Origin of the sequence: Nocardia sp. MDA0666 (assembly GCF_003023875.1) — a bacterium.
GTDB lineage: Bacteria > Actinomycetota > Actinomycetes > Mycobacteriales > Mycobacteriaceae > Nocardia > Nocardia aobensis.
In genome coordinates this window covers 211807-223978 of record NZ_PYHT01000003.1, presented here as the reverse complement: position 1 = coordinate 223978, position 12172 = coordinate 211807, and the positions used below count along the sequence as shown (strand labels likewise).

Genomic DNA, 12172 nt, shown 5'->3' with positions numbered 1-12172 from the left:
GGAATCAGGACTGAGCGCCCTGGCGAGCCGCGTCGTCGGCGGCCATCGCGTCACGCAGGCTCTTGGGCCGCATATCCGTCCAGTTCTTCTCCACGTATTCGACGCAGGCAGCCCGGCTGTCCTCGCCGAACACCACTCGCCACCCGGCCGGGACCTCGGCGAAAGCAGGCCACAGGGAATGCTGCTCCTCGTCGTTGACCAGAACGAAGAAGCGGCCGTCCTCGTCGTCGAAGGGGTTGGTGCTCATTTCACCTCACTGGATGCTGGCGCTGTGTACGGGAACGCGCTGTGTACGGAAACTCGCGGGGCGCGGGCACGAGCCGAAACCGACCGACCAGAGCCGTAGCCCCCGAGCGATGTGTCGACACTAGCAAGACCGACGTTACGCGTTGGTGGTTACCTCGAGCCCGCGAAGAAATCGAGCAGGATCTTATTGACCGCTTCCGGGCGTTCCAGATACCCGTAATGACCGGCGTCGGGGATCTCCTGGTAGCGGGCGTCGGGAATGACTTCGGCCAGCTCACGGGTCAGATATGCGGGGATCATCCGATCGTCGGCGAATCCGATGGACAGGCACGGCACCTTGATCGCCCGATAGGCCTGCAACCGATCGAAGTCGTGATCCATCCGGCGCTGGGCCCGGATTCCCGGCGATGCCGGTCCGCCGGTGAATTCGAACAGATCCAGCCAATCGCGCGCGGAATTCGGATCGGCCATCGTGGCGGGCGAAAGATTCATCACCGCGGTGACGGCGGCGTCGTATTTGGCGGGCAGTCGCACGCCCGAGGCGTCGAGTTCGTGCTCGCCCAGCGAGAGGGTCTTCTGGAATTGGTCGAGCCGCGCGTGTCCGGCCATGAAAACGGCTTTACGCACGAGGTCGGGGCGCGCCAGGGCCAATTCCTGGGCCACCCGCGCACCCATCGAGGTGCCGGCGACCAGGGCCGGGCCCTCGTCGAGGAATTCGATCAGCGCCGCGGTGTCGGCGGCCAATTCGTCGATGGTCATCCCGTCGGGCGCCTCATAGGACGGAGCGATACCGCGATTGTCGAACGTGCACACCCGGTAACCGGCCGCCACCAGCGCCGGAACCTGGTGCAGCTCCCACACCCGGCCGGGACTGCCGGTGCCCATGATCAGCACGACCAGCGGGGCGGCCCCCTTGGTGTCGGTGCCTTTGGCCTTGTCTCCCTTCACCTGGTAGTTCAGCGAGATTCCATTCACCGTGGCCAACGGCATGTGCTGCGACCCTTTCCACTCGTTCGTGCGGTGCTCGGTACAGGAGGCGGGCGAAATACGCCTCCCTACCAACGTTATAGGTTCACGGGGCTCCGGCGTTTCGCCGGTGTGACGGGTGTCGCCCACCGCTGTTGCGGTTCGGCAGCGGTCGGCACCAAGCCGACGGGCCCCTGTGCGGCGACCGATACCATTGACACCGCACGGCGCCGACACCACGACGGTCGAACCCCACCGCCGTGCCACGACCCCGAGCCGAGAGGACACGATGATGGCCGCGAAGAGCGCCAACGACATCGCGGACGACGACCTGGAACCGCTCGCCGACGAGACCGCACGGCAGGCACAGCGCGTCGTGGCCGCCTACGCCACCGATGCCGACGAATGCCGGATGCTGCTGTCGATGCTCGGAATCGGTCCCAGCGCGCGCAGCGAATAGGACGAGCGCGCCGCAGCGCGCATGACAACTAAAACCCACGCCTAGCTCCGCCATTTCGGCGACCGGAGGATCCAGCAGTGGACCAGATGCGCGACATACGCAGCGATCGATCTCGAGACGCTTCGCCGGAAACCGAATCCGCACCAGCGGACCGTCCCGGGGGCGCCGGCTCCGGTTTCGTCGTGGTCGCCAACCGGCTCCCGGTGGACCTGGAACGTCTCCCAGACGGGTCCAAGCGGTGGAAGCGCAGTCCGGGCGGCCTCGTCACGGCCCTGGAGCCGGTGCTGCGCAACAACAACGGCGCCTGGGTGGGCTGGGCCGGCGTCCCCGACGTGGATGTCGACCCGATCATCGAGGACGGCCTGGAGTTGTATCCGGTGCCGCTCACCGCCGAAGAGGTCGCCGCCTACTACGAGGGGTTCTCCAACGGCACGCTGTGGCCGCTCTATCACGACGTGATCGTGCGGCCGGAGTACCACCGCGACTGGTGGACGGCCTATGTGGACGTGAACCGGCGCTTCGCCGAATACACCGCGAAGGTGGCCGCCGAGGGCGCGACGGTGTGGGTGCAGGACTACCAGCTGCAGCTGGTGCCGAAGATGCTGCGCATGCTGCGGCCCGATCTGACCATCGGTTTCTTCCTGCACATCCCGTTCCCGCCGGTGGAGCTGTTCATGCAGCTGCCCTGGCGTACCGAGATCGTGGAGGGCCTGCTCGGCGCCGATCTGATCGGCTTCCACCTGCCCGGCGGCGCGCAGAACTTCCTGTATCTGGCGAGAAGGCTTGCCGGGCAACCCACCTCGCGCGGCACGGTCGGCGTGCGGTCGAAACTCGGTGTGGTGCAGGTCGGTTTCCGCACCGTGCGGGTCGGCGCCTTCCCCATCTCGATCGCCTCCGCCGAACTCGACGAGCTGTCGCGAAGACGTTCGGTGCGCGAGCGCGCCGCCCAGATCCGCAGAGAACTCGGTAATCCCAAGCACATCCTGCTCGGTGTGGACCGCCTGGACTACACGAAGGGCATCGATATCCGCCTGGCGGCGCTGCAGGAACTCCTGCACGAGGGACGGCTGGACCCCGCCGAGACGGTGATGGTGCAGTTGGCCACACCGAGTCGCGAACGCGTCGAGAGCTACATCCAGATGCGCGGCGACATCGAACGACAGGTCGGCCGGATCAACGGCGAATTCTCCCGCGTCGGTTACCCTTTCGTGCACTATCTGCACCGCCCGATCCCCCGCGACGAACTGGTCGCCTTCTTCGTCGCCGCCGACGTGATGCTGGTGACCCCGCTGCGCGACGGCATGAACCTGGTCGCCAAGGAGTACGTGGCCTCGCACAGCGGCCTCAACGGCGCCCTCGTACTCAGCGAATTCACCGGCGCCGCAGCCGAATTGCGGCAGGCCTATCTGTGCAACCCACACGATCTGGACAGCGTCGAGAACGCGATCATGTCCGCGATCGAAGACGATCCGGAGACCAAGCGCCGCCGGATGCGTTCGCTGCGCCGCCAGGTGCTCGCCCACGACGTCGACCGCTGGGCCCGCTCCTTCCTCGACGCGCTGGCCCAGGATCGGGTGGCGGGCAGTGCCCTGCTCACCGACGCGGATGTGGATCCCGGAGGCGCGGAGCGCTAGACAGCGATCCGAGGCGGGTTACACCCTTCGAACCGACCGTCCGGCAGCCGGAAAGCGCCGCCCACACCGAATCTCGGTCCTGGCCTCCGCCGGAGCCGGCGGTCGCCGCACACCGCCACCCCGGATTCCGCCGCACCCGCCGGATCGCCGCACGGTCGTAACCGAGCGGCACAGGCGCGCTTCACCGGCGGGAGATCTGCGCCGCGACCGGAGCCGGTATCGACCACCGATCCCGCCTCGGAATCGCTGTGCCGTCGACGGTAGGGACGAACTCTTAACGGGGATAACGTAATTCGCTTAAAGCCGGATCAGATCGGGGTGATGGCGTCGACCAGCCAGTGGCCGCCGTCCTTGTCCAGCGCGACGCGGACCCGGCTCGGCGTCACCGTCCCCTGCGGGGAATCCTTGCTGGTGGTCACCTGATTGAGGTACAGCAGCACGACCGCGTGCGAGCGGTCCGCGGACACCACACCGGCGGCCGTGGCGTTCGCCTGCACGGTGAGCTGCTTCTCCTTGGCGCCAGGCGCGATCGCCTGCTGAATCAGCTTCAGATAGTCCTTGCGGAACGACGGGGTGAGGTTGTCCGCCGATTTCGGCAGTTCGGCGTCGACGGTCTTGAAGTCGTAGGTGAACACCGACTCCACCGCATGCCGGGCCGCGGGGACGGAGTCGGTGCGGGCCTGCTCGATCTGCTTGTCGGACCAGTACTTGTAGCCGGTGACCGAGGCCATCGCGACCGCGGCCACGAACAGCACCGCCGCGCTGATGAACAGGACGGGACGCAATTTGCCACTCATGCCACGAACTCCACTTGCGAGGCGGTGATACCACCGTTGTCGGCGCGGTCGACCGTGACCCGGAAGCGGTAGTAGCGCTCCTGCGGATCCTTGGCACCGGCGTTGGTCAGGGTCTGCTTGGCCGCGACCAGCACCTTCGCGGTGTGGTCGTCCTGGCTCTCGACCGCGGTCTCGATGATCTCGCCGCTGGCCTTCACCTTGGCCTGCTGCACGACCTGCGCGTAGGCGTCCTTGCGCTCGGAGTATTCCTGCTTGAGCTGCCCCGAGGCGACCGAGAGCACCCGGTCGATGTCCTGCTTCGCGGTGTCGTCCTTGATATTGGTCAGATTGAGGATGGCCTGCTTGGCGGTCTGGATATATTCCGTGCGCTGGTCGGCCTGGGTGCTGACCTGATGCTGGTGGTAGGCGAAGAAGCCGCCCGAGCCGACCAGCAGGGTCAACGACAGCACGGCCACCACCGCGGCCGCCCAGCCCAGCGGGCCGAGGGAGCGCTTCGCCGGCTCGGAGGTGTCGGCGGATGCGTCCGCCGCTGCCGCCTCCTCCGGGGAATCGGTGAGCCGCACGGTCTTGTCGTCATCGGCTGCGGTCGAGAGCTTGCCGGTGGAATCGGAGACTGCCCCGCTCGCCGGCGATGCGGTCGACAGTTTCACCGTCTCGTCGGCACCGGCCGACTTCACCGTCGAATCGGCGGCCGGGCTCGAACCCGCAGTGCCCAGCTTCACCGTGTCGCCGGCCGGCGCGCTTTCGGCCCGCTCGACCGCGACCGCATCGGTCGGCGCCCCTGCCTGCCTGCTGGCGCGCCGCCGGACGCGACCGGTGGGTGTGGAATTCGATTCGCTCATTTCTGTTGCTCCTCGAGCATCGCCTGCCAACTGGACGGTACAGTGCCCGATCCGTCGGGGCCCACATCCCCCTGTCGGTAGGTCCGGCCGTCGGGTCCGGTGAAGGTGTGGTTCTTCAGGTCGTAGGTGCGCAGGGCCGCCGCCGGCTGGGTCTGTGCGGCGGGAGCGTCGCCCGGGTTGGCCGCTGGCTCACCGGACGGGGTGACCGGATGCGGATCGCCGAACGGCGGGTTGTCGCCCTCGGGCACATAACCCTGCGGGTCGTGGCAGAGCTCCGGACTCGGGGCCCGCTTACCCGGCACGTCCGCGCACGGCGTGTTGCGGATACCGCGGACCGCTTCCTTCGCGTTCTGCGCCACCTTGCAGTAGAGGTTCGGCGGCGTGTCCGGAGTGTCCTTCAGGGCCGGTGAGCGGCGCTGATCCTGCGGCAGGAAGCCGGTGGTGCACCCCGGCGGGTCGTTGAGCCCGAGCATGAAGTCGACCATGGCGCCGTACTGTGTGGGCCCGCGGATGGAGGTCAGCAGTGCCGCCACCAGCTGTGGGTAGATCACCAGAATCTGTTCGACACCGGCGTGATAGGTCACCCCGACCTGACCGACGCTGGTCAGGTTCGACAGCAGCAGCGGCAGCGTCGGTTGCAGGTCCTGGAAGGTCTGCGACACCTTCTGCGCGGCCGCGGGCGTGCGGTCGAGCAGCTGTCCCAGCGAGGGGTCGTGCTGTCGCAACTGGTCGGTGACGGTCGCCAGATCCTTCGTCCACGAACGGATCGCGGCATCGGACTGGTTCTGGGTGTCGAGCAGCGGACCGATCTTGTCGAGCAGGTCCTTCGTCTCGTTCGTGTTCTTCTTCGCCTCCTGCACCAGCAGCGAGGCGGAGTCGATGAATTTCTGCAGATCCGGACCGGCGCCGTTGAACGCGGTGAAGGCATCGTCGATGACCTGGCGCAGTTTGGTGTCGGCGACACTGCTGAGCAGCCGGTCGGCCTGGTCGAGCATATCGCCGACGTCCTGCGGAAGTTTGGTGCGCTGCACCGGAATCACCGAACCGTCGTGCAGATTCCCGCCGTGCGGATTCTCGGCCGGAACCAGATCCACGTACTGTTCGCCGATCGCCGACACGCTCTTGACGTAGGCATCGACATCGCTCGGAATCTTGAAGTTGCTGCTGATCGACAGTTTGGCGTCGACCCCCTCCGGGGTGAGCTTCACATCCCCGACCTTGCCGACGTTGGTGCCGCGATAGGCGACGTTCGCGGTCGGGTACAGCCCGCCGGTGGCCTCGAGTTGCACGGTCACGCCGTAGCGGCCGATGCCGAACATGGCCGGCAGGTGGACGTAGACGCCGGCCATCACGACCAGGCCGATCACGGTCAGGATCGAGAAGATCACCAGCTGGATCCGGACGAATTTGCTGAGTTTCATCGACCCGCACCCCCTTGTTGCGGCGCGGGCACCGTCAGCCCGGGTATGGCGGGCAGGTTCGGAATCGGCGGCAGGCCGGGAATGCTCGGCGTCGGCGCGGCCGTGTTCGGTGCGGGCGGCGGCTGCTGCATCGGCCCGGTGACCGGGTCGCCCTTGCCCATCGCGGTATCGGGTGCGATCGTGCCGAGTGCGCCCTCGACCCCGCCGAAACGTCCGCCCAGCGGCGTACCGGTGAGGAAGTTCGAATCCAGCCGCGCGCCGGTGAGGTCGACGGTCATCAGCAGGTTGAGGTAGTCGCCCTTGAGCGCCTTGTTCAGGTTCCGCATGGGGAACGGGAAGGTGAGCAGAATCTGCAGGGAGTCGGCCAATTTCGTTCCGGTGTTGGCCAGCGATTCCAGGGCCGGGTGGAGATTGGCCAGATCCGCCTTCAGGTTGTCACCGCTCTCGGCGATCACCCGGCTCACCACATCACTCAGATCACCCAGTGCGGTAATGGTTTTGGTGATGTTCTCGCGGCGGTCGGCCAGGACGGTGAGGGCCGGATGCAGCTGCGTGACGGCCCGGGTCACCTGTTCCTTCTGGTTGTTCAGCTGCCCGGCGAAGCGGTCCAGCCCACTCATCGCGTCGATGATGTCCTTGGTCTGGGCGTCCAGGGTGCTGGTCAGCTGTGCCAGCTGCGGCAGCAGGTCGCGGATGGCATCGGACCGTCCGGAGAAGGTCTTGTTCAGCTCGTGGGTGATGGTCTCGAGCTGCGAGATTCCGCCACCGTTGAGCACCACCGACAACGAGGACAACGTCTGCTCGGTGGTGGGATAGACACTCGCACGCGACAGCGGAATCACATCGCCCGGCTTCAATTGACCTTCCGGCGCAACGTCTTTCGGTGCCGACAGTTCGACGTGGTTACTGCCGAGCAGGCTGGTCTGCCCGATCGCGGCCACGGTGTTGGCCGGCAGGTGCACACCCTTCTCGAGGCTCACCGTGACCAGTGCGTGCCAATCCTCGAGCTGGATGTTCTTCACCGTGCCGACCGTGACGTCGTCCACCTGCACCGGCGAATTACGGGTCAGCGTGGTGACATTCGGCATCTGGATCTTGATCTGCCAGGCGCCCTCCCCCGTTCCGGCCGCGCCGGGCATCGGCAGGGTGTTCAGGCCGTCCCACTCACATCCGGTGGCGCCCAACAGGATCACCAGACCGACGGCGGCGCCGGCGAGTCGCATTCGTCCGCGTCGCATCATCGTCCTCCTCCCGGAATCGCGAGGCCGGCCAGACCGCTCGGCACCTCGGCCGGAGCCTCGCCGGGCGCCGGATATTCGACGCGATCGGCCAGACTCGGCGGCGAGAAGGTCAGCTGGTTCGGGAAGGCCTGCTGCCCGGACGCCGGATTCACCAGCAGCGGTGGGTAATTCATCATCAGCGAGCTGATCACCGGTGCCACCTGTTGCTTGCACAGGTCCGCGGTCCGCTGCGAACCGTTGTCCTCGAGCGCCTCGACGGCGCCACACAGGAACGCGAACGGATTGCGGAAGTTCGGCAGCACCACGGCGCCGGTCAGCGTGCCCTGCGCGGGCTTGTAGATCTGATAGAAGTTCGACAGCGCGACCGGGCCCGAATGCAGGACCTGCTCGAGCTGCGGACGCTTGTCGGCCAGGATCTGGGTCACCTGCGCCAGGTTCTGCACACTCTCGGTGAGCTGGCCACCGCGTTCGTCCAGGAAGCGCTTGACGTCGGCCACCGCCGAATCGAGATTGTCCAGTCCGGCGCCGAGATCGTCGGAGACGCCCGACAGCACCGAGGACACCGAGGCCAGCCGGCCGCCGAACTGCACGATCTGATCGTTGCTCTTGGACAGCACGTCGACGAACTGCTGCAGGTTGCGGACCGTGCCGAACAGATCGGTGCGACCGTCGGACAACGTATTCAGCGTGCTCGACAACTCGTGGAGCGTGTCGCGCAGCGCCTGGGCGTTGCCGTTCGCGAGATTGTCGGAGGCGGTGTTGACGAACCGTCCGAACGAGCCCTGCTGATCCTCACCGATCGGCCCCAGGGCCTTCGACAGCTTCGTCAGCTCGGCCTTGATGTCGTCCCATTCCACCGGCACGGCGGTGTGCTCGATCGGAATCACGCCGTCGTCGTGCATCTTCGGGCCACCGGTGTACACCGGCGCCAATTGCACGAAGCGGGCCGAGACCAGGTTCGGCGAGACCGTGACGGCCTTGGCGTCCGCCGGGATGTCGACGCCGCGGTCGACCGTCATCGTCACCTTCGTCTTGTCCCGGCCCGGCTCGATCGCATCGATCCGGCCGACCTTGACGCCCAGCACCCGCACGTCGTCACCGGCGTACAGCCCGGTGGTGGACGGGAAATAGGCGGTGATGTGGGTCTTGCCGATATTGGTCACCGCGCCGTAGACGATCCAGCCCGCCAGCGCCACCACCAGGGCGGCGGCCACGACGCGGACCCATTTCGGCACCTTCGTGATCGTGCGAATCGCGTTCATCGCGGCGGCTCCTGGATCGCGGGCCCGATCGAGGGCGGCGGGGTGGTCAGGTACTTCCAGAACGATTCGGGCACATGCTGCGGCCAGACCAGCGCGTCCACCAGCGGCTGCAACGTCATACTCGTGGCGTTGGAGACGTAGGCCTGGAAGTACGGGCCGCTGCCGACCTGTTCACCGAGCGCCGCCTCGAACGGGCCGAGGGCGTCCAGGGCCTTGGTCAGGTTGTCCTTGTTCCGCTCGAGCAGCTGGAGCACCGAATTCAGCTTGTCCAGTGTCGGTTTCAGGCTCTGCTCGTTGTCGTTGACGAAACCGGTCAGCTGCTGCGCCAGTCCGTTGACGTAGACGATCAGCTGACTCAGCGCGGTGCGCCGGGCGTCCAGCTCACCGAGCAGGTTGTTGCCGTCCAGCAGCAGGGCGTTGATCTGGTTCGACCGATCCGAGAGCACCTTGGTGACGTTCTGCGCGTGCGAGAGCAGTTCGGTCAGCGCCTTGTCGCGGGCGTTCAGACTGCGGGAGAGCTGCGTGATGCCGTCCAGGGCGGACCGTAGCGGCGCGGGTGTGTCGGCGAAGGTGTCCGACAGAGCGTCGAGCGTCTTGTTGACCTGGTCGGTGTCCAGCCCCTTCACGGTATTGCTCAGATCGCCCAGGGCGTCGTTGAGCGAATACGGAGAAGTGGTGCGGTCCAACGGAATCGGCTGATCGCTGCGCAGCGCACCGGACCCCTGCGGATCGACCTCCAGGGATTTGCGCCCGAGCACGGTGTTGGTCTTGATCGCGGCGGTCGTCTTCTTCCCCAGGACGATGGATTCGTCGAGGCTGAACCGGACCTTCACCTTGGGACCGTCGAGGCTGACGTCCTCGACCTGCCCGGATCGGACACCGGCGACCTGCACCTGGTCACCGGTCACCAGACCGCCGGCATCGGCGAAGTACGCGGTGAATTCGGCGCCGCTGCGAATGAAGGGAAGCCGGTCGAACTGCAAGGCGGACAACGCGATCGCGACCGCCAGCACGACGCCGACGACGCCGTGTTTGATGAGCGGGGAGGTCTGGTTCACTTCGTCGAACACCTTCCGGTCGTCTGCAGACCGGGCAGATTCACATGCATCGGCTTACCGTCCGGGCCGTCCACGAGGAAATTCGTTCCGCACACGTACATGTTCAGGAACGAGCCGTACGAACCGAGCCGCACCAGCTCCTTGTAGGTCGAGGGCAGGTTCTGCAGGACCCACTCGACATCGTCGGACTTCTGATCGAGATTGTCGGCGACACGGCCCAGCTGGTCGAAGGTCGCCTTGAGGTCCGGGCGCGCCTGCTTCAGCAGATCGGTGAGATCGCCGGTGGCGCCGGCCAGTCGCGGCAATGCCGCGCCGATCGGGTCCCGGTCCGCGGCCAGGCCACTCACCAGACGCTGCAATTCGGTCAGCGTGGTGTCGAAATCCTTGTTGTGATCGTCGATGGTGGCCAGCACCGTCTTCAGATTCTCGATCACGCTGCCGATGAGGGCGTCGCGGTCGCCCAGGGTCTTGGCGAACGAGCCGGAACTGTTCAGCAGTGCGACCAGGGTGCCGCCCTGTCCCTGGAAGACCTGCAGCAGCGCCTCGGTCAGGGAGTTGACCTGCTGCGGGTCCAGGCCGCGCAGCAGCGGTTTGAAACCACCCAGCAGCATGTCCAGGTCCAGTGCCGGCTTGGTCTTGTCCAGGCCGATGGTGCCGCCGGAGTGCAGCACCTGCGCGGTGCCCGGGGCGTCCATCAACTCCAGATACCGGTCACCCACGAGGTTCTCGTAGCGCACGGCGGCCTGGGTGCTGACATAGAGCTTGTACTGCCGGTCGACGTCGAAATCGACATGGGCCAGATGGTCCTTGCCGACCTTGACACTCTTCACCGAGCCGACCGGCACACCCGCGATGCGCACCTTGGATCCGGGCAGCATGCCCGAGGAACTGGTGAACACCGCGTGGTAGCCGTTCTCCCGCGCGAAGCGCATCTGCGAGAAGATGACGACCAGCAGGGCCAGTACCAGCACCATCACGAGTGTGAAGATCCCGAGTTTGACGGTGGTGGCGTGTGGTTTGAGCCTCACGGATTACCCACCCCCGGCAGACCCGCGAACAGCAACTGGAAGACCCGGGGCCCGTTCAGATGGGTGGACAGTTCCGGTGTGTACACCCGTCCCTCGCTGGTATCGGTGACCAGGTAGTTCGAGTGGCTACCGGGTTGGCGGTCGAGGATGCCCTCGCAGTGCGGGCCACCGGTCGCATTCACCTTCGGCAGATCCTTCGGATAGGAATAGGGCGTGCCGCCCGGCATGAAGCTGGCGTTCAACGTCACCCACGGTCCGGTTCCGCCGAAGATCTCGTTGGCTCGCGGAATCGCGCCCGCGACACCTTCGACGAGGCAGTACAGCGCCGGGTTGTATTCGTTGAGCAATTCGGCCGTCGGCCGCAGCACATCCAGGGCCGTCGACAGGCCGTTCTCGTTCTCCTTCAGCACCGCGCCCGTGGTGTCGGCCAGGCCGATCAGATTCAGCAGCACGGCGTCGAGGCTGTCCTTGTGGTCGACGAGGGTCTTACTCGTCACGGCCGCGTTGTCGGTCGTGCGCAACAGGTTCGGCGCGGTGTCGGCGTACAGGTTGGTGACTCCCACCGACGTCTGCAGATCGCGCTGCAGATCCGGCAGGCTCGGATTGATATCGCGCAGATATTCGTCACTGTCGACCAGCAGTTGACCGAGTTTGTCGCCGCGGCCCTGCAATGCGGTGCCGAGCGCGGTCAGCGTCGCATTCAGTTTCTCCGGCGCGATCTTGCCGAGTACCTCGGTCAAATGCTGGAACAGCGTATTGAATTCGACGGTCACCGACTGCGCGGTCAACGTGGCGCCGGCCTGCAGATGCTGTGCGGAGGGGACCTCCGGCTCGACGAAGTTCACGTATTTGGCGCCGAAGACGGTGGTCGACCGAATATCGACGGTCGAGTTCGCCGGCACCATCTTCAGTTGATCGGGGTCCATCGCCAGGGTCAGCCGAGCCTGGTCGCCGGTGTACGCGATATCGGAGACGTGGCCGATCTGCACACCGCGGATCTTGACCTTCGCGTCCTTGTCCATCACCAGCCCCGCGCGCGGGGCGTTGAGATAGACCGGTTTCGAAGTGGTGAATCCGCCCACGAACATCGTCAGAGCGACAGCGACGATCGCGGCCAGAAACAGAATCAGCGCCACCCCCGAAAGCTTGACACCCCATCCGGCGCCGAAAAACTTGCCGGCGCCTTCCTTTTCGACGAGTTTATTTGCCGCCATACC

Annotated in this window: 12 protein-coding genes; 2 read left to right on the top strand and 10 right to left on the bottom strand. The window is 66.0% G+C overall.

What is annotated here, in order from left to right; all coding sequences use genetic code 11:
• Positions 1 to 4: 4 nt before the first annotated feature.
• Together C8258_RS07385 and C8258_RS07380 are read right to left on the bottom strand one after the other, a co-directional pair.
• A complete protein-coding gene (locus C8258_RS07385; RefSeq protein ID WP_011207082.1) occupies positions 5 to 247 on the bottom strand; it encodes an MbtH family protein in 243 nt (80 codons plus the stop codon).
• Between the two features lie 149 nt (positions 248 to 396).
• Positions 397 to 1236 carry an alpha/beta fold hydrolase gene (locus C8258_RS07380; RefSeq protein WP_036497726.1) on the bottom strand — a complete coding sequence of 280 codons (840 nt, stop codon included), beginning with the start codon at positions 1234 to 1236 and terminating at the stop codon, positions 397 to 399.
• Between the two features lie 268 nt (positions 1237 to 1504).
• Between C8258_RS07380 and C8258_RS32830 the strand changes: the two genes are divergently transcribed.
• Both C8258_RS32830 and C8258_RS07370 read left to right on the top strand, forming a co-directional pair.
• A complete protein-coding gene (locus tag C8258_RS32830) occupies positions 1505 to 1672 on the top strand; it encodes a hypothetical protein (protein ID WP_167331836.1) in 168 nt (55 codons plus the stop codon).
• An 86-nt stretch (positions 1673 to 1758) separates the two neighbouring features.
• Positions 1759 to 3306 (top strand): trehalose-6-phosphate synthase, encoded by a 1548-nt coding sequence (locus C8258_RS07370; protein ID WP_106954620.1) that lies wholly within the window; start codon positions 1759 to 1761, stop codon positions 3304 to 3306.
• A gap of 308 nt (positions 3307 to 3614) precedes the next feature.
• Here C8258_RS07370 and C8258_RS07365 read toward each other — a convergent pair whose 3' ends face one another.
• From C8258_RS07365 to C8258_RS07330, 8 genes are read right to left on the bottom strand one after another with little or no spacing between them, the layout of a single operon-like run.
• Positions 3615 to 4103 (bottom strand): h domain protein, encoded by a 489-nt coding sequence (locus C8258_RS07365; RefSeq protein ID WP_106954510.1) that lies wholly within the window; start codon positions 4101 to 4103, stop codon positions 3615 to 3617.
• The gene (locus tag C8258_RS07360) at positions 4100 to 4945 is read right to left on the bottom strand and encodes a hypothetical protein (RefSeq protein ID WP_106954509.1); all 846 of its coding nucleotides are present in this window, start codon (positions 4943 to 4945) and stop codon (positions 4100 to 4102) included. Before C8258_RS07360 ends, C8258_RS07365 begins: the two co-directional genes overlap by 4 nt.
• Positions 4942 to 6366 (bottom strand): MCE family protein, encoded by a 1425-nt coding sequence (locus C8258_RS07355; RefSeq protein ID WP_106954508.1) that lies wholly within the window; start codon positions 6364 to 6366, stop codon positions 4942 to 4944. The genes C8258_RS07360 and C8258_RS07355 overlap by 4 nt, the downstream gene beginning before the upstream one ends.
• Positions 6363 to 7607: an MCE family protein gene (locus tag C8258_RS07350; RefSeq protein ID WP_106954507.1), complete on the bottom strand. Its 1245-nt coding sequence runs from the start codon at positions 7605 to 7607 to the stop codon at positions 6363 to 6365. The genes C8258_RS07355 and C8258_RS07350 overlap by 4 nt, the downstream gene beginning before the upstream one ends.
• Positions 7604 to 8869: an MCE family protein gene (locus C8258_RS07345; RefSeq protein WP_106954506.1), complete on the bottom strand. Its 1266-nt coding sequence runs from the start codon at positions 8867 to 8869 to the stop codon at positions 7604 to 7606. The genes C8258_RS07350 and C8258_RS07345 overlap by 4 nt, the downstream gene beginning before the upstream one ends.
• Positions 8866 to 9927: an MCE family protein gene (locus C8258_RS07340; RefSeq protein ID WP_036497716.1), complete on the bottom strand. Its 1062-nt coding sequence runs from the start codon at positions 9925 to 9927 to the stop codon at positions 8866 to 8868. Before C8258_RS07340 ends, C8258_RS07345 begins: the two co-directional genes overlap by 4 nt.
• Complete coding sequence (locus C8258_RS07335) at positions 9924 to 10955, bottom strand: MCE family protein (protein WP_106954505.1); 1032 nt, start codon at positions 10953 to 10955, stop codon at positions 9924 to 9926. Before C8258_RS07335 ends, C8258_RS07340 begins: the two co-directional genes overlap by 4 nt.
• Entirely contained in the window at positions 10952 to 12169 is a 1218-nt protein-coding gene (locus C8258_RS07330; protein WP_106954504.1) for an MCE family protein, read from the bottom strand. Before C8258_RS07330 ends, C8258_RS07335 begins: the two co-directional genes overlap by 4 nt.
• Positions 12170 to 12172 lie beyond the last annotated feature (3 nt).